Origin of the sequence: Streptomyces blastmyceticus (assembly GCF_039521185.1) — a bacterium.
GTDB classification, from domain to species: domain Bacteria; phylum Actinomycetota; class Actinomycetes; order Streptomycetales; family Streptomycetaceae; genus Streptomyces; species Streptomyces blastmyceticus.
Genome location: NZ_BAAABW010000025.1, coordinates 24,979 through 42,494, shown reverse-complemented (window position 1 = coordinate 42,494; position 17,516 = coordinate 24,979). Strand labels below are relative to the sequence as shown.

Annotated in this window: 11 protein-coding genes; 4 read left to right on the top strand and 7 right to left on the bottom strand. The window is 70.9% G+C overall.

Going from position 1 to position 17,516, the window contains the following annotated elements:
* The first annotated feature begins 176 nt into the window (after positions 1–176).
* A complete protein-coding gene (gene glnA, locus ABD269_RS22430; protein WP_301887853.1) occupies positions 177–1,538 on the top strand; it encodes a type I glutamate--ammonia ligase in 1,362 nt (453 codons plus the stop codon).
* A 155-nt stretch (positions 1,539–1,693) separates the two neighbouring features.
* The gene (locus tag ABD269_RS22425; protein WP_344120359.1) at positions 1,694–4,759 is read left to right on the top strand and encodes a bifunctional [glutamine synthetase] adenylyltransferase/[glutamine synthetase]-adenylyl-L-tyrosine phosphorylase; all 3,066 of its coding nucleotides are present in this window, start codon (positions 1,694–1,696) and stop codon (positions 4,757–4,759) included.
* Between the two features lie 18 nt (positions 4,760–4,777).
* Here ABD269_RS22425 and ABD269_RS22420 read toward each other — a convergent pair whose 3' ends face one another.
* The 6 genes from ABD269_RS22420 to ABD269_RS22395 form a co-directional block, all read right to left on the bottom strand.
* A complete protein-coding gene (locus tag ABD269_RS22420; RefSeq protein ID WP_301887855.1) occupies positions 4,778–5,632 on the bottom strand; it encodes a phosphatase PAP2 family protein in 855 nt (284 codons plus the stop codon).
* 36 nt (positions 5,633–5,668) lie between these two features.
* Complete coding sequence (locus tag ABD269_RS22415; protein ID WP_344120356.1) at positions 5,669–6,802, bottom strand: LacI family DNA-binding transcriptional regulator; 1,134 nt, start codon at positions 6,800–6,802, stop codon at positions 5,669–5,671.
* 25 nt (positions 6,803–6,827) lie between these two features.
* Entirely contained in the window at positions 6,828–8,462 is a 1,635-nt protein-coding gene (locus tag ABD269_RS22410; protein WP_344120354.1) for a glycoside hydrolase family 13 protein, read from the bottom strand.
* A 126-nt stretch (positions 8,463–8,588) separates the two neighbouring features.
* Positions 8,589–9,437: a sugar ABC transporter permease gene (locus ABD269_RS22405; RefSeq protein ID WP_301887858.1), complete on the bottom strand. Its 849-nt coding sequence runs from the start codon at positions 9,435–9,437 to the stop codon at positions 8,589–8,591.
* On the bottom strand, positions 9,434–10,405 hold the full coding sequence (locus ABD269_RS22400; RefSeq protein WP_344120352.1) for a carbohydrate ABC transporter permease: 972 nt from the start codon (positions 10,403–10,405) through the stop codon (positions 9,434–9,436). Before ABD269_RS22400 ends, ABD269_RS22405 begins: the two co-directional genes overlap by 4 nt.
* A gap of 149 nt (positions 10,406–10,554) precedes the next feature.
* Positions 10,555–11,859 (bottom strand): extracellular solute-binding protein, encoded by a 1,305-nt coding sequence (locus ABD269_RS22395; RefSeq protein ID WP_344120350.1) that lies wholly within the window; start codon positions 11,857–11,859, stop codon positions 10,555–10,557.
* Between the two features lie 323 nt (positions 11,860–12,182).
* Here ABD269_RS22395 and ABD269_RS22390 point away from each other — a divergent pair, with 323 nt between their 5' ends.
* Positions 12,183–13,583, top strand: coding sequence for an alpha-amylase (locus tag ABD269_RS22390; protein ID WP_344120348.1), 1,401 nt, complete (start codon positions 12,183–12,185; stop codon positions 13,581–13,583).
* Between the two features lie 291 nt (positions 13,584–13,874).
* Positions 13,875–16,472, top strand: coding sequence for a pullulanase-type alpha-1,6-glucosidase (gene pulA / locus ABD269_RS22385; RefSeq protein ID WP_344120346.1), 2,598 nt, complete (start codon positions 13,875–13,877; stop codon positions 16,470–16,472).
* 19 nt (positions 16,473–16,491) lie between these two features.
* Here the strand turns inward: pulA and ABD269_RS22380 are convergent, their stop codons facing one another.
* A complete protein-coding gene (locus tag ABD269_RS22380) occupies positions 16,492–17,202 on the bottom strand; it encodes a TetR/AcrR family transcriptional regulator (protein ID WP_344120344.1) in 711 nt (236 codons plus the stop codon).
* Positions 17,203–17,516 lie beyond the last annotated feature (314 nt).

Here is a 17,516-nt window from a genome sequence, read left to right as displayed (position 1 = left end):
CGGCCGTTACACGGACGAGGAGCAGCAGGCAGTATGGGCAGTGAGGCACCCCGCACGGGCCGAGGCATTCAGACGCGCGTACGCAACGCACTCGAAATCGTGTGGTGGGATGCTCATGTGCCCCCGATGTGCCCCGCGGCTTGGGAAGGGGCGGCCTGACCGAGGATAGGTGGATTATGGATAAGCAGCAGGAGTTCGTGCTCCGTACGCTCGAAGAGCGCGACATCCGGTTCGTACGGCTGTGGTTCACCGATGTGCTGGGCTATCTGAAGTCCGTGGCCGTGGCCCCGGCGGAGCTGGAGCAGGCCTTCGACGAGGGCATCGGCTTCGACGGCTCGGCGATCGAAGGATTCGCTCGCGTGTACGAATCCGACATGATCGCCAAGCCCGACCCGGGCACCTTCCAGATCCTGCCCTGGCGCGCCGAGGCGCCCGGCACGGCCCGGATGTTCTGCGACATCCTGATGCCGGACGGCTCCCCGTCCTACGCCGACCCGCGCTACGTCCTCAAGCGCATCCTCGCCAGGACCTCCGACCTCGGATTCACCTTCTACACCCACCCCGAGATCGAGTTCTTCCTGCTCAAGGACAAGCCGGTCGACGGCACCCGCCCGGTGCCCGCCGACTCCTCCGGCTATTTCGACCACACCCCGCAGAACGTGGGCATGGACTTCCGCCGGCAGGCCATCACCATGCTCGAATCCATGGGCATCTCGGTCGAGTTCAGCCACCACGAGGGCGCCCCCGGCCAGCAGGAGATCGACCTGCGCTACGCCGACGCGCTCTCCACCGCCGACAACGTCATGACCTTCCGGCTCGTGATGAAGCAGGTCGCGCTGGAACAGGGCGTGCAGGCCACCTTCATGCCCAAGCCGTTCTCGGAATACCCCGGCTCGGGCATGCACACCCACCTCTCCCTCTTCGAGGGCGACCGCAACGCCTTCTACGAGTCAGGCGCCGAATACCAGCTCTCCAAGGTCGGCCGGTCCTTCATCGCCGGACTGCTCCGGCACGCCGCCGAGATCTCCGCCGTCACCAACCAGTGGGTCAACTCCTACAAGCGCATCTGGGGCGGCTCGGCCCGCAGCGCCGGCGCCGGCGGCGAGGCACCCTCGTACATCTGCTGGGGCCACAACAACCGCTCCGCGCTCATCCGCGTGCCCATGTACAAGCCCGGCAAGACCGGCTCCGCCCGCGTCGAGGTCCGCTCCATCGACTCCGGCGCCAACCCCTACCTCACCTACGCCGTGCTGCTGGCCGCCGGCCTCAAGGGCATCGAGGAGGGCTACGAGCTGCCCGCCGGCGCCGACGACGACGTCTGGGCGCTGTCCGACGCCGAGCGGCGGGCGATGGGCATCGAGCCGCTGCCGCAGAACCTCGGCGAGGCGATCGAGCTGATGGAGCGCAGCGAGCTGGTCGCCGAGACGCTCGGCGAGCACGTCTTCGACTTCTTCCTGCGCAACAAGAAGCAGGAGTGGGAGGAGTACCGTTCGGAAGTGACCGCGTTCGAGCTCCGCAAGATGCTTCCGGTTCTGTAGCCGTTGTCCGGGGTTCTCGCCGTCGTCGGCTCTCCCGCCGTTGCCGCCTGCGGCGGGAGCGGCCTGCGGCCGCGTCCTCAATCGCCGGACGGGCTGGAATCGGGCACCGCCCGGCGTTCGGCGGCCGGGACCGAACACGCGCGGGGAGGAAACAGATGACCGTGCCGGATGGGCGTCGTCGCAGTTCCTACAGCCGGTTGTTGCGGCACGGGTTCAGCGACGCAGCGGGAGCCGAGCGCCTCCTCGACACCCCCGTCCTCGCCCCCGTGCGCTCCGACCCGCTCCTCCTCGACGCCCTCGGCGCCACCGCCGACCCCGACCTGGCCCTCCAGGGGCTCGTCCGGCTCGTCGAGGCCACCGGCACCGCCGAGCGGCAGACGCTGCTGGACACCCTGGTCACCGCCAAGCCCCTGCGCGACCGGCTGCTCGGCGTGCTGGGCGCCTCCGAGGCGCTCGGCGACCACCTCGCCCGCCACCCCGGCGACTGGCACGCCCTCGTCACCTACGAACCGGCCGATCTCAACCCCGCCACACCGGAGTTCGAGAAGGCCCTCACCGAAGGGGTGCGCGGGGAGCGGGGCGCAGGGATGGCGCCCGCCGACGCGCTGCGCGCCGCCTACCGGCGCTGCCTGCTCACCATCGCCGCCCGCGACGTCTGCGGCACCTCCGACGTCGCCCAGACCGCGGCCGAGCTCGCCGACCTCGCCACCGCCACCCTCCGCGCCGCCCTCGACATCGCCGCCGAGGAGCACCCCGAGGACGCCGCGGCCTGCCGGCTCTCCGTCATCGGCATGGGCAAGTGCGGCGGCCGCGAGCTCAATTACGTCTCCGACGTCGACGTCATCTTCGTGGCCGAGCCCCGCGGCGGCACCACCGAGGGCGCCGCCGTGCAGGCCGCCACCCGGCTCGCCTCCCGGATGATGCGCGTCTGCTCGGACGTCACCCCCGAGGGGACCATCTGGCCCGTCGACGCCAACCTCCGCCCCGAGGGGCGCAACGGCCCGCTCGTGCGCACCCTCTCCAGCCACCTCGCCTACTACCAACGCTGGGCCAAGACCTGGGAGTTCCAGGCCCTGCTCAAGGCCCGCCCGGTCGCCGGCGACGCGGCACTGGGCCAGGAGTACCTCGACGCCGTCTCCCCACTGGTGTGGCAGGCCGCCGAGCGGGAGAACTTCGTCGCCGACGTCCAGCAGATGCGCCGCCGCGTCATCGCCTCCATCCCCGCCGGACAGGTCGACCGCGAGCTGAAGCTGGGTCCCGGTGGCCTGCGCGACGTCGAATTCGCCGTCCAGCTCCTGCAGTTGGTGCACGGCCGCAGCGACGCCACGCTGCGCGGCAGCGGCACCCTCGACGCGCTGACCGCGCTCGCGGCGGGCGGCTACGTCGGGCGCTCGGACGCCGCCGCCCTCGACGCCGCGTACCGCTTCCTGCGCACCCTCGAACACCACATCCAGCTCTACCGGCTGCGCCGCACCCACCTCATGCCCGAGGACGAGACCGACCGGCGCCGCCTCGGCCGCTCCCTGGCCCGCGCCTTCCAGTGGCCGCCCGGCACCGAACCGGTCGCCGAGCTCGCCAAGGCATGGAAGAAGCACGCCCGCGAGGCCCGCCGGCTGCACGAGAAGCTCTTCTACCGCCCGCTGCTGGACGCCGTCGCCCAACTGGAGCCCGGCGAGATCCGGCTGAGCGCCAAGGCCGCCGGCCACCGCCTGGAGGCCCTCGGCTACGCCGACCCCGCGGCCGCCCTGCGCCACCTGGAGGCCCTCGCCTCCGGGGTGAGCCGCAAGGCCGCCATCCAGCGCACCCTGCTGCCCGTACTCCTCGGCTGGTTCGCCGACTCTGCCGACCCCGACGCCGGACTCCTCAACTTCCACAAGGTCTCCGACGCCCTCGGCCGGACCCCCTGGTACCTGCGGCTGCTGCGCGACGAGGGCGCCGCCGCCGAGAACCTCGCCCGCGTGCTGTCCGCCGGCCGCCTCGCCCCCGACCTGCTGCTGCGCGCCCCCGAGGCAGTCGCCCTGCTCGGCGACCCCGAAGGGCTGCGCCCCCGCAGCCGGGAGGCCCTGGACCAGGAGGTGCTGTCCGCGGTGGGCCGCGCCGAGGGCGCCGAGGCGGCGATCGTCGCGGTCCGCGGGGTGCGCCGCCGCGAGCTCTTCCGCACCGCCGCCTCCGACATCATCGGCGCGTACGGACCCGCCGGGAGCGGCAACGGCACCTCCCTGCCCGGCCGCACCCCCGAGATCAAGGACACCCACCACCGGGTCGACGCCGTCGGCGGCGCCGTCTCCGACCTCAACGCCGCAGCCGTCGCCGGGGCCCTGCGCGCCGCCGTGCGCGCCGAGTGGGGCGACACCCTCCCCGCCCGGTTCGCGGTCATCGGCATGGGCCGCTTCGGCGGCCACGAGCAGGGCTACGGCTCGGACGCCGACGTGCTGTTCGTCCACGAACCCCGCGAGGGCGTCGGCGACGAGGAGGCCGCCCGCGCCGCCTTCGCCGTCGCCACCGAGATGCGCAGGCTCCTGCAACTGCCCACCACCGACCCGCCGCTGATCGTCGACGCCGACCTGCGGCCCGAGGGCAAGTCCGGCCCCATCGTGCGCAGCCTCGCCTCGTACGCCGCCTACTACCGCCGCTGGTCGCTGGTGTGGGAGAGCCAGGCCCTGCTGCGCGCCGAGCCGGTCGCGGGCGACGCCGGACTCGGGCGGCGGTTCATCGAGCTGATCGACCCGCTGCGCTACCCCGCCGAGGGCCTCGGCGAGGACGCCGTGCGCGAGATCAGACGCCTCAAGGCCCGCATGGAGTCCGAGCGGCTGCCGCGCGGCGCCGACCCCACGACCCACACCAAGCTGGGGCGCGGCGGCCTGTCGGACGTGGAGTGGACCGTACAGCTGCTCCAGATGCGGCACGGCTGGGCCGAGCCGGGGCTGCGCACGACGCGCACCCGCGAGGCCCTCCACGCGGCCTGCGCCGCCGGGCTGCTGAGTGCCGAGGAGGCGGCCATACTGGATGACGCGTGGGTGCTCGCGACGAGCGTCCGCAACGCGGTGATGCTCGTGCGCGGTCGGGCGGGGGACACCTTCCCCTCGCACAGCCGCGAGCTGGCCGCCGTCGGCCGCTATCTCGGCTACGAACCGGGCCACGTCGGGGAGATGCTCGACGACTACCGCCGCACCACCAGACGCGCCCGGGCCGTGGTGGAGGAGCTCTTCTACGGCTCCTGACGGAGCCGCGCCCCCCGCCTACGCCTTCGCCACGTGGCGTGCCAGCCGGTAGGGGAACGAGCGGTACCAGGCGTACGACAGCGCGAAGCCGAACGCGAGGCAGAGCAGGCCGCCCACCGCGTCCAGCCAGAAGTGGTTCGCGGTGGACACGATCACCACCAGCGTCGCCACCGGATACACCGCCCCCAGCACCCGCACCCACACCGGCCGGGCCAGCGTCGCGATGGTGACACCGCACCACGCCGACCACCCGATGTGCATCGACGGCATCGCCGCGTACTGGTTCGACATGTCGGCCAGATTGCCCGAGGCCATCGAGCCCCACGTGTGGTGCACCACGACCGTGTCGATGAAGTTCACATTGTTCATCAGCCGCGGCGGGGCCAGCGGAAAGAGGTAATAGCCGAGCAACGCGACGCCGGTGGTGGCGAAGAGGACCAGCCGCGCCGCGGCATAGCGGCCGGGGTGCCAGTGGTAGAGCCACACCAGCACCCCGATCGTGAGCACGAAGTGCAAAGTGGCGTAGTAGTAGTTCATCCCCACGATCAGCCACGTCACCGAATTCACCGCGTGGTTGACCGAGTTCTCGACGGCGATGTGCAGGGTGTTCTCGGTGCGCCAGACCCAGTCGGCGTTGCGCAGCGCCGCCGCCCGCTGCTCCGGCACGGCGTTGCGCACGAGGGAATACGTCCAGTAACTCACCGCGATGAGCAGCACCTCGAACCACAGGCGCGGCCGACGCGGCGAACGCGGCTTCCACAGGCCGACTTTTCGCCCGGTGGCACATTCCGCCGACGGCCGGTCCGCTCGCTCCTCGGTGGGTGGCGGGGCGGCCGTGCGGCCTTCCAGTTGCCTTACTGTCGCTTCACCCATAGCCAACCAGTCTGCCAGAAAGCGGCCTGGGGCAGATCATCCCCAAGACTGGTCTTCGCCGCTTTCCGCCCGGTTCGCCACCACCGTACGAGCGCCCGTACGCGTGTCTGTACGGGCCTGTTCGGGAAGCGGCGTGTCCGCGCCGACACGGGCCGTGCCCGGGGCCGAAGCCGTTGAACCCCGGACCACCAGCTCAGGCAGGAAGACGAATTCGCTGTGCGGCGCCGGCGTACCGCCGATCTCCTCCAGCAGCGCCCCCACCGCCGCCTGCCCCATCGCCTGCACCGGCTGTCGGATCGTGGTCAGCGGCGGGTCCGTGAAGGCGATGAGGGGCGAGTCGTCGAAGCCGACCACCGAGACGTCCCGCGGGACCTCCAGGCCGCGCTGACGGGCCGCGCGCACCACGCCCAGCGCCATCATGTCGCTCGCGCACACCACGGCCGTGCAGCCCCGGTCCAGGAGCGCGGAGGCGGCCGCCTGGCCGCCCTCCAGGCTGAACAGCGAGTGCTGGACCAGCTCACCCGCCTCGGCCTCCGCCACCCCCAGCTGCTCCCGCACGGCCGCCAGGAAGCCCTCGATCTTCCGCTGCACCGGCACATACCGCTCGGGGCCCAGCGCCAGCCCGATGCGCCGGTGGCCCAGTGCGGCCAGATGGGTGACGGCGAGCCGGACCGCGGCCCGGTCGTCGGGGGAGACGAAGGGCGCCCGCACCTTGGCCGAAAAACCGTTGATGAGCACGAACGGCACGCCCTGGGCCCGCAGCCGCTCATAGCGCTGCATATCCGCGGAGGTGTCCGCGTGCAACCCGGAGACGAAGATGATCCCGGCGACCCCCCGGTCCACCAGCATCTCGGTCAGCTCGTCCTCCGTGGAGCCGCCGGGCGTCTGCGTGGCCAGCACCGGCGTATACCCCTGCCGGGTCAGCGCCTGCCCTATGACCTGCGCGAACGCCGGGAAGATGGGATTGTCCAGCTCCGGGGTGATCAGCCCGACCAAGCCCGCGCTGCGCTGCCGCAGCCGCACCGGACGCTCGTAGCCCAGCACGTCGAGCGCGGCCAGCACGGACTGGCGGGTGGAGGCGGCGACCCCCGGCTTCCCGTTGAGGACGCGGCTGACGGTTGCTTCGCTGACACCCGCCTGCGCTGCGATATCGGCAAGCCGGGCGGTCACAGGACTGGACCTTACCGGTCGCATCTCAGACTGCCCACCAGACGCAGGTGTCCGAGGGCACGCGTACCGTGCCGCCGCCGAATTCGAGCGCCGACGTCGCCAGCACCGGACGCCCCGGAACCGGCAGCTCCACCTCCTCGCCCAGCGTGTTGAGCGTGCAGAGGAAGCCGGGCCGCGAGAACGCCAGCACCCCCTCGGGCGCGTCCAGCCAGACCATCTCCCCGTCGCCGAGCCCCGGCAGCTCACGGCGGAGCGTCAGCGCCGAGCGGTACAGCTCCAGCGTCGAGCGCGGGTCGCCCGACTGGGCCGCCACCGACAGCTCCCGCCACTCCTCGGGCTGCGGCAGCCAGCTGCCGCCCGGCCCGAAGCCGTACGGCGCCTCGTCGCCCGACCACGGGATCGGCACCCGGCAGCCGTCCCGGGTGCCGTCCTGGCCGTCGCCCCGGAAGAACGCCGGGTCCTGGCGCACCTCGTCCGGCAGGTCCACGACCTCCGGCAGCCCCAGCTCCTCGCCCTGGTAGACGTACGCCGAGCCCGGCAGCGCCAGCATCAGCAGCGCCGCCGCCCGCGCCCGCCGCAGCCCCGGCTCGCCGGCGCCGTAGCGGGTGGCGTGCCGCACCACGTCGTGGTTGGAGAGCACCCAGGTCGTCGGCGCGCCCACCGACAGCGTGGCCGCCAGCGACTCGTCGATCACCGTGCGCATCGCGTCCGCGTCCCACGCGCACGTCAGGAACTGGAAGTTGAACGCCTGGTGCAGCTCGTCGGGGCGCACGTACAGCGCCAGCCGCTCCGAGGTCGGCGCCCACGCCTCGGCCACCCCGATCCGCTCGCCCTCGTAGGAGTCCAGCAGCGCCCGCCACGAGCGGTGGATCTCGTGCACCCCGTCCTGGTCGAAGAACGGCAGCACCTGCGCGCCGATCAGCTTCGCCTGCTCCTTGCGGCCGATGTCCGGCAGCCCGGGCGCCTTGACCATGCCGTGCGCCACGTCGATCCGGAACCCGTCCACGCCCAGGTCCAGCCAGAACCGCAGCACCGACTCGAACTCCTCCCGGACCTCCTGGTTGTCCCAGTTGAGGTCCGGCTGCTCGGGCGCGAAGAGGTGCAGGTACCACTCGCCCGGGGTGCCGTCGGGGAGCTGCGTACGCGTCCAGGCCGGGCCGCCGAAGACGGACTCCCAGTCGTTGGGCGGGAGTTCCCCCGAGACGCCCTTGCCCGGACGGAAGTGGTAGCGCTCGCGGGCCGTCCCCCCCGGGCGGTCCGCGAGCGCCGCCCGGAACCACGCATGCCGCTCGGACGTGTGGTTGGGCACGATGTCGACGATGACCCGCAGACCCAGCCGGTGCGCCTCCCGCACCAGGTCGTCCGCGTCCGACAGATCCCCGAACAGCGGGTCCACCGCGCGGTAGTCCGCGACGTCGTAACCGCCGTCCGCCTGCGGCGACGCGTAGAACGGCGTCAGCCACACCGCATCCACCCCCAGCTCCGCCAGGTGCGGCAGCCGCTGCCGGATCCCCCGCAGATCGCCGATGCCGTCACCGTCGCTGTCGGCGAACGAGCGCACGTACACCTGATAGATGACGGCGCTGCGCCACCAGCCCTCCGCGTGCGCGGACGAGGAGTCGGCGGCCGGGCGGACGGAGGGCGCGAGATCCTGGGTCATGTACTTCCCTAGGTCGAAAAGTGCGGTCACGGAAGAGGCGGTGCGAAGGGCCGTACGAGGCGGTGCGGGCGGTACGAACATGTCAACGCGCGGTCGACGCGTCCGGTGACGCACCACGGGCCGGGGTCAGCCCTTGGTGCCACCTGCGGTCAGCCCGGCGACCAGGTGCCGCTGGGCGAGGAAGAAGACGGCGGCTGCGGGGACGGTGATGAGGACCGCCGCGGCCGTCATCAGACCCCACTCGGCCTTCTGCTGGCCGACGAAGGTCTGGAGCCCGACCGCGAGGGTGTAGTGCTCCTCGCTGCTCATGAACTGGGTGGCGAAGGCGACTTCGCCCCAGGCGGTGATGAAGGAGTAGAAGGCGGTGACGGCCAGACCGGGCCGGGCGAGCGGCAGGATCAGCCGCCAGAAGGTGCCGAACGGGCTCAGCCCGTCCACCCGGCCCGCCTCGTCGATCTCGGCGGGAATGGTGTCGAAGTACCCCTTGAGCATCCAGGCGCAGAACGGCACGGATACCGAGCAGTAGGTCACGATCAGACCGGTGTAGGAGTCCAGGAGTTCGAGCTCACCCAGAATGTTGTACAGCGGCACGATCAGCACCGCCATCGGGAACATTTGCACGATCAGAAAGGTCCACATCAGCGACCGGTGCCCGGGAAAACGCATCCGCGACACGGCGTAGCCGGCCGTCGCCGCGACGAACACCCCGAGCACGGTGGCGCCCACCGCCACGATCACCGAATTCCCGAACCACGTCAGGAATTTGGTGTGCCCCAGGATGTGCGTGTAGTTGGAGACGTCGAAGCCGACGAACCGCGTCGGCTCCTGCCAGCCGTCCCGGCCGCGCAGGGAGACGAAGACGACGAACAGCACCGGGAAGACCGCGACCAGGCTCGCGAGGGCCAGCGCCGTGTGCAGCGCGGCCGAGGCGCCGCGCGACCGCTCGCCGCGGGCCCGGGGGGTGGTGGAGCTCATCGCGTGGACTCCTGTCGGGAGAGCATCCGGCGGTAGAAGACGGCGAAGACCAGAAGCAGCGAGAGGATGAGGATGCCGTACGTGGCCGAGCCCGCGTAGTCGCGCACACCCTGGAAGGCCAGGCGGTAGGCGTACGTCACCAGGATCTCGCTGTCGGAGCTCGCCCCCTGCCCGATCAGCAGGTAGATCACCTGGAACATGTTGAACGTCCAGATCACGCCCAGCAGGATCACGGTCCCGCTCACCGGCCGCAGCCCCGGCAGCGTCACGTGCCGGAACCGCTGCCAGGGCGAGGTGCCGTCCATCTCCGCCGCCTCGTGCAACTCCCGCGGTATCGCCTGGAGTCCGCCGAGTATCGCCACCATCATGAACGGCACGCCCAGCCACACATTGACCGCGACGGCCGACACCTTCTGGAGCGTCGAGTCCCCGAGCCAGTCCACGGGGTCCATGCCCAGCTTGGTGAGAAAGGCGTTGAGGACGCCGTACTTCTCGTTGAACATCAGCCGCCACGAGAACGTCGCGACGAACGCCGGCACCGCCCACGGCAGGATCAGCAGCACCCGGTACAGCGCCCGGAACCGCATCGGCCTGTTGAGCAGCAGGGCCAGCCCGAGGCCGATCGTGTAGTGCAGGAACACGCACGAAGCGGTCCAGACGACGGTCCAGCCCAGCCGCGAATAGAAGTGGCCCTCCTGCCCCGAGAGCACCTTCCAGTAATTGTCGAGACCGACGGACTTGTACGTCGACGCGATGTGGTTGACGCCGATGGTCCGCCCGACATTGGCCTCGTTGGCGTCGGTGAAGGAGAGATAGATCCCGCGCCCCAGCGGATACCCGACCAGCACCGCCAGCACGACGACCACGGGCAGCACCATGGCCCAGGCGTACCAGTGCGTGTCGAAGGACCGCCTGAGCCGGGTGAACAACGTGGGCGGACTACCGCTCGGGGAAACTGCTGTGGTCATTTCGAAGGGCTTTCGTCGAGGGACGCGGCACGATCTTTCAGCCCGTCCGGCGGTTGAGGACCGGGGTCCGGGGCGGAGCCCCTCACGCGACGGAGTCGCACATCGGATGCAGCGGGAAGGGGCGGGTAGGGGAAAAATCCCCCGCCCCACTACTCCTGCACCGACCAGTCCTTCAGCAACGCCCCCTGCCAAGCCTTCGCAGTAGCCGCCGTCCCCTCCTTGGGCGACTCCTTCAGCGTCAAAATCTTCGTGTAGTGCTGGAGCCAGTCCGTGAACAGATCCCCGCCCTGCGGAATCGGAGGCCGCGCATGCGCCTTCCCCAGCGCCTCGTAGAAAGACTTCCGCACCGGATCGGCCAGCACCTCCTTCGTGTAGGCCGACTTCCGCGTCGGCAGCACCCCGATCGCCGACGACACCGACTCCTGCTGCGCGGCCTCGGTCATGAACCGCGTGAAGAGGTAGGACGCGTCGAAGTTCTTCGACCCCGCGTAGACGACGAGGTTGTGCCCGCCGACCGGCGCCCCCGCCGTCCCTGTCGAGCCCGCCGGGATCGTCGCGATCCCCAGGTTGTCCTTCGACTTGTACGCGTCGCCGCCGAAGATCTCCTTCGTCGCCCACGGCCCGTCGACCATCATGGCCAGCTTGCCGTTCTTGAAGTCCGTCTTCAGCGCGTTGTAGCCGTCCGTGCCCGCCGGCTTGGGCGCGGCACCGGACTTGACCAGGTCGACGGCCGTCTCGATGCCCTTGACGGACGCGGCGTCGGAGATGGTGATCTTCTTGCCGGCGACGTCGACCATGTCGCTGTTCTCGCCGTAGAGGAAGGGCAGCGAGTAGTAGCTGTCCGGGCTGAGGCCGATGCCCCCGGCGCCCGTCCTGTCCTTGATCTTCTGGGCGGCGTCCTTGACCGCGTTCCAGTCGGCCGGGGGCGCCTCGATGCCCGCCTTGTGGAACAGGTCCTTGTTGTAGAGCAGCGCGAGCGTGTCGGTGACCTGGGGGACGCCGTACGTCTTGCCCTGGTACGCGGCGTTCTTCAGCGGCCCGTCGAGGAAGTCGCCGGCGTTGTCGAGCGCCGGCGTGCCGGTGAGGTCCTTGAGGTAGCCGAGCTGGGCGAAGCCCGGGGTCCAGCCGACGTCCGAGCGCAGCACGTCGGGCGCGCCCTTGCCCGTGGACGCCGCCGTCTTGAACTTCTGCTGCGCCTGGTCGAACGGCACATTGACGTAATCGACCTTGATCTTGGGGTACTTCGTCTCGAAGGCCGACACCAGCTTCTTGAAGGCCGGTGCCTCGTTGGTGGCGTCCGAAGTGTCCCACCAGGTGACCGTCCCGCTCACACTGCCCGGGTCGTTCGCCGCCTTGGAGCCGTCGCCGCCGTCGCCGCCGCTGTCACCGCCGCAGGCGGTCGCGGTCAGGGCCAGCACGCCGACGACGGCCGCAACCGATATGCCTCTTCGCATATGGATCTCCTCATCAAGGAGGCCGACCAGTCGCGGACGGCCCGAGCTGTGGAGGAAGTTAACAGGCTGCAATCTCTTGCGAAAGGGTTTGCAAGAACGAAACAGCGAGATTTCCGGGTCGTAACCGGACCGTGTCCCAAGGGTTGACCGGCGGCGACGGGCCTCGTACGGTCTCGTGCGCGGCTGTTGCCGCGGTCGTGCGGACAGAAGTTGCAGCAAGAACAGCAAGAACCTTCATCGGCCCTATGGGTGCGACGTGTTGCCATATGAGGCTGTTTTGTCCCGGTTCATCAGGAACCGGCCACCCCCCCCCAGGAGGCGCCATGCCCCCCTTCGCCCTGCCCGGAACCACCCGAAGAGCGCTGCTCGCCGTCGCCGCCCTCGTGGCCGGCACCCTCACCTGCGCCCCGCCCGCGCGGGCGGCCGCACCCGGCGAACGCGACGTCACCGCCGTGCTCTTCGAGTGGAGCTACGCCTCCGTCGCCAAGGAGTGCAAGGACACCCTCGGCCCGGCGGGCTACGGATACGTCCAGGTGTCACCGCCTCAGGAACACATCCAGGGGCCGCAGTGGTGGACCTCCTACCAGCCCGTCGGCTACCGCGTCGCCGGTCGGCTCGGTGACCGCGCCGCCCTGAAGGGCATGGTCGACGCCTGCCACTCGGCCGGGGTCAAGGTCGTCGCCGACGCCGTGATCAACCACATGGCCGCCGGTTCCGGCACCGGCACCGGCGGCACCCCGTATACGAAGTACGACTACCCGGGCACGTACCAGGACCGGGACTTCCACGGCTGCCGCAAGCCCATCGGCGACTACCGCGACCGGGGCGACGTCCAGAACTGCGAACTCGTGGGCCTCGCCGACCTCGACACCGGCGCGGAGCACGTGCGCGACCGCATCGCCGCCTACCTCGACGACCTGCTCTCCCTCGGCGTCGACGGATTCCGCATCGACGCCGCCAAGCACATCGCCACCGACGACCTCGCCGCCATCAAGTCCCGGCTGAGCAGACCCGATGTCTACTGGAAACAGGAGACCATCTACGGCGCGGGCGAGGCCGTCCAGCCGGAGGAATACCTGCGCAACGGCGACGTCCAGGAATTCCGCTACGCGCGCGACCTCAAACGGGTCCTCACCGGCGAACGGCTCGCCTATCTCAAGAACTTCGGCGAGGGCTGGGGCTATCTGCCCGGCGGCCAGGCATCCGTCTTCACCGACAACTGGGACACCGAGCGAGGCGGCGACACCCTCAGCTACAAGGACGGCGCGAACTACACCCTCGCCAACGTCTTCATGCTCGCCTGGCCCTACGGCTCCCCGGACGTCCACTCCGGCTACGAATTCACCGACCGCGACGCGGGACCGCCCAATGGCGGCTCTGTCACTGCCTGTTGGCAGGACGGCTGGAAGTGCCAGCACAAATGGCCCGAGATCAAGTCCATGGTGGGATTCCGCAATGCGACGCGGGGCGCGGCGGTCGGTGACTGGTGGGACAACGGCTACCAGGCGATCGCCTTCGGGCGCGGGAACAAGGGCTATGTGGCCATCAACCACGAGTCGTTCGCGGTGAGCCGCACGTTTCGGACGTCGTTGCCGGGGGGTGATTACTGCGACGTGCAGAGCGGACGGCGGGTGTCGGTGGCTCCGGACGGCACGTTCACGGCTTCCCTGGCCCCGAACACGGCGCTGGCGCTGCATGTGGGTGCGCGCGAGTGTGCCCCGTAGGGCTTGTTCCCCTACCCCGCCCCTTCCCGCAGTGTCTGATACGCGGCTCCGCCGCGGCCGGAGCTCCGCCCCGGGCCCCCGCTCGGGTGCGGCCCGGCGGGCTTTGTTCCCCTGCCCCGCCCCTTCCCGAAACCGGGGGAGACCCCCGGACCCCCAGCGCCCTGCGGGCGCGTCCTCAAACGCCGGACGGGCTGAATTGCGCACCCCGGGGGTCTGGGGGCTTGCCCCCAGTTTCGGGAAGGGGCGGGACTGGGGCAAAAAACCGTCCACCCACCCCAGCGAAGGAGCCCCATGAGACGCCTCGCCCTGAGCGCCGCCTTCCTCTTCCTGCTCCCACTGACAAGCGCCGCTCACGCCGAACCCCACCCCACCCCACCGCCCAAAGCCACCGTTCAATGGATCGACCGCAACACCCTCGCCTGGCCCAAAAACCTCGGCACGCCCGGCCACCCCCACCGCCTCGTACACGACACCGGCACCTTCACCCTCACCCAGCAGCCCGGCGGGCTCACCCCCGCCCAGCGTGCGAAGTTCCCCCACCTCGCCGCCTATGACGCCTTTCAAGTGGCCGCCGCCGACCGGAGCCGCGTGCCCGACGCCCTGAGAGGACGGGTCGCCGCCGTCACCGACGACATCACCACCAGTGTGCAGATACCCGGCGTCCTCGACGACCTCTACGCCGCGTCCGCGCCCAGGGCCGAGCTCGGCCCGGTCTTCCGGCGCGGCCGTCCCACCCTCTCCGTCTGGGCACCCACCGCGCGCCGCGTCGACCTCGAACTCGACGGCCGCACCGTCTCCATGCGGCGCGACGCCGCCAGTGGTGTGTGGAGTGTGACCGGCCCCCGGGAGTGGGCGGGCAAGCCCTATCGCTATGCCGTCACCGTCTGGGCCCCGACCGTGCAGAAAGTGGTCACCAATCTCGTGACCGACCCCTACTCCACCGCGCTCACCACGGATTCCGCGCGCAGTCTGGTCACCGACCTCGCCGACCCCGCCCTCGCCCCGCCGGGCTGGCGGGATCTGCGCAAGCCCCGCGCCGTGCCGCTGCGGGACGCGCAGATCCAGGAGCTGCACATCCGTGACTTCTCCGTGGCGGACCGCACTTCGGCGCACCCGGGGGAGTACCTCGCCTTCACCGACCGCGCCTCGGCCGGCATGCGGCACCTGAAGAGCCTCGCCGACGCGGGCACCTCGTACGTCCACCTGCTGCCCGCGTTCGACTTCGCCACCGCCCCCGAAAGGCGCGCCGACCAGGCGACGCCCGCCTGCGACCTGGCCGCGCTGCCCGCCGACTCCGAGCGGCAGCAGGAGTGCGTGGGACGGACGGCCGCCCGGGACGCGTACAACTGGGGCTACGACCCGCTGCACTACACCGTCCCTGAGGGCAGCTATGCCTCCGACCCCGAAGGACCGCGCCGGACGCTCGAATTCCGGCAGATGGTCCAGGGGCTGGCCGGGGCCGGGCTGCGTACGGTCATGGACGTCGTCTACAACCACACCGCCGCGTCCGGGCAGGATCCCCGGTCCGTGCTCGACCGCATCGTCCCCGGCTACTACCAACGGCTGCTGGACGACGGCAGCGTCGCCAACTCCAGCTGCTGCGCGAACACCGCGCCCGAGCACGCGATGATGGGCAAGCTCGTCGTCGACTCGGTCGTCACCTGGGCCAGGGCCTACAAGGTCGACGGCTTCCGCTTCGACCTCATGGGCCACCACCCCAAGGCCAACATCCTGGCCGTGCGCAAGGCTCTCGACGCGCTCACGGTCGCCAAGGACGGCGTCGACGGCAAGGCCGTGATCCTCTACGGCGAGGGCTGGAACTTCGGGGAGGCCGCCGACGACGCCCGCTTCGTCCAGGCCACCCAGAAGAACATGGCGGGCACCGGCATCGCGACCTTCTCCGACCGCGCCCGCGACGCCGTCCGCGGCGGCGGCCCCTTCGACGCGGACCCGCGCGTCCAGGGCTTCGCCTCCGGCCTCTACACCGACCCCAACGGCGCGACGCCCGGCACCCCCGACGAGCAGCGCTCCCGCCTCCTGCACGCCCAGGACCTCATCAAGGTGGGCCTGACCGGCAACCTCGCCGCGTACCGCTTCACCGACTCCACCGGCCGCGGCGTCCGTGGCTCGGACGTCGACTACAACGGCTCACCGGCCGGCTACGCCGCCGCCCCCGGGGACGCCCTCGCCTACGTCGACGCGCACGACAACGAGTCCCTCTACGACGCCCTCGCCTACAAACTGCCGCAGCGCACCACGGCGGCCGACCGGGCCCGGATGCAGGTCCTCGCGATGGCCACCGCGGCGCTGTCCCAGGGGCCGGCCCTCTCCCAGGCCGGTACGGACCTGCTGCGCTCCAAGTCCCTGGACCGCAACTCCTTCGACAGCGGGGACTGGTTCAACGCGATCCACTGGGACTGCGCCGACGGCAACGGCTTCGGCCGCGGCCTGCCCCCGGCCGGGGACAACGCGCCCAAGTGGCCCTACGCCAGGCCCCTCCTGGCCGACCCGGCCCTGCGCCCCGGCTGCCCGGCCACGGAGGCGGCCTCCGCCGCCTACCGCGACCTGCTGCGGATCCGCACGACGGAGAAGGCGTTCAGCCACACCACGTCCGAGGGTGTCCAGGCGGACCTGTCCTTCCCGCTCTCCGGCAAGGACGAGACACCGGGGGTGCTCACCATGCGCGTGAACGACCTGCTCGTCGTCCTCAACGCCACCCCCGAACGCCGCACGCAACACGTCACGGCCGTCACGGGAACGCCCTACGCCCTCCACCCGGTCCAGGCCCGGGGAACCGATCCGGTGGTCAAGTCGGCGTCGTACGACCGCGATTCGGGAACGTTCTCCGTGCCGGGGAGGACGGTGGCGGTCTTCCGGCGGGCGGGCTGAGGCGGCTCGCCCCGGACCGTCAGGACGGCTGTGGCTGCGGCTGGGGCGTCAGCACCGCGAGGCGCGTGATCAGATCCAGGAACGGGCCCCGGTCCGACTCGTCGGCGAGCAGGCGGCGCAGGACCTCCGCCATCTCCTCGTCGTAGGCCGCGCTCACCGCGGTGAGTGCGGCGAAGTCGTGGACCAGCTGGCGTTCCAGCTCGGCGCGCGGGATCCGGCGGCCGTCGAGCCAGAGCAGGGCCGTCGTCTCCGTCAGGGAGATCCAGGAGCGGACGGCGAGTTCGAGGCGAGGGGACGGCGACTGCACGCCGAGGTGGTGGAGCACCTCCTCGTACGCCGCCTGCCGCACCCCGTCGATCACGGCGCAGGTCCGGCTGCTTCCCGCAGCCGGACCGCCGCGCATCAGGGCGGAGAAACCCGTGCCGTGCTCCTCGACGAAGTCGAAGAACCGCCGCATCACGCGCGAGAGCCGCTCGCCCAGCGGGCCTTCGCGCGGCTCGTCGAAGAGCGCCGCGAGCTCGTCCGCCGCCCGCCGCAGCGCCGCCTCGTACAGGCTCTGCTTGCCGGGGAAGTAGTGATAGACGAGCGGCCGGGATATCCCGGCCGCCGTTGCGATCTCGTCGATGGAGACGTCGTCAGGGCGGCGATGGCCGAACAGGTCGAGGGCGACCGCGATCAGTTGCTCGCGTCGCTGCTCGACCGCCATCCTGCGCCGTACCCCGTTCGTCATGGCGGTCATACTAATGCCAGCCCGCAGGGGCCCCGGGCACGCTCAGAACCCGGGCGGGCGAGGGTCGTTGCCCCCTGGGGGGGGCTGGCCTGTCACCCCGTACCGGAGGACGCTCTGGCGTTCAGGCCGGGGAGGAGTCTGGCTTCTCGCACAGCGGGGCGGGGATAGCCGATTTACCACCGGGTGAATCGGCGTTCACTGGGGGAGTGCGGCGGGTGACCTCCAGTAGGTGGAAGATCTGTGAGTTGAGGGACCGCCGGTCTTAACGGGCCTGGGTATTCAGCTAGTTGTGGAGTTCTTCGGGGATTCGGAGT

Bases quoted from the DNA above. Each gene is read 5' to 3' on its own strand.
- glnA (WP_301887853.1), top strand. From the start codon at position 177: ATGGATAAGCAGCAGGAGTTCGTGCTCCGTACGCTCGAAGAGCGCGAC.
- ABD269_RS22425 (WP_344120359.1), top strand. From the start codon at position 1,694: ATGACCGTGCCGGATGGGCGTCGTCGCAGTTCCTACAGCCGGTTGTTG.
- ABD269_RS22420 (WP_301887855.1), bottom strand. From the start codon at position 5,632: ATGGGTGAAGCGACAGTAAGGCAACTGGAAGGCCGCACGGCCGCCCCG.
- ABD269_RS22410 (WP_344120354.1), bottom strand. From the start codon at position 8,462: ATGACCCAGGATCTCGCGCCCTCCGTCCGCCCGGCCGCCGACTCCTCG.
- ABD269_RS22405 (WP_301887858.1), bottom strand. From the start codon at position 9,437: ATGAGCTCCACCACCCCCCGGGCCCGCGGCGAGCGGTCGCGCGGCGCC.
- ABD269_RS22400 (WP_344120352.1), bottom strand. From the start codon at position 10,405: ATGACCACAGCAGTTTCCCCGAGCGGTAGTCCGCCCACGTTGTTCACC.
- ABD269_RS22395 (WP_344120350.1), bottom strand. From the start codon at position 11,859: ATGCGAAGAGGCATATCGGTTGCGGCCGTCGTCGGCGTGCTGGCCCTG.
- ABD269_RS22390 (WP_344120348.1), top strand. From the start codon at position 12,183: ATGCCCCCCTTCGCCCTGCCCGGAACCACCCGAAGAGCGCTGCTCGCC.
- pulA (WP_344120346.1), top strand. From the start codon at position 13,875: ATGAGACGCCTCGCCCTGAGCGCCGCCTTCCTCTTCCTGCTCCCACTG.
- ABD269_RS22380 (WP_344120344.1), bottom strand. From the start codon at position 17,202: ATGACGAACGGGGTACGGCGCAGGATGGCGGTCGAGCAGCGACGCGAG.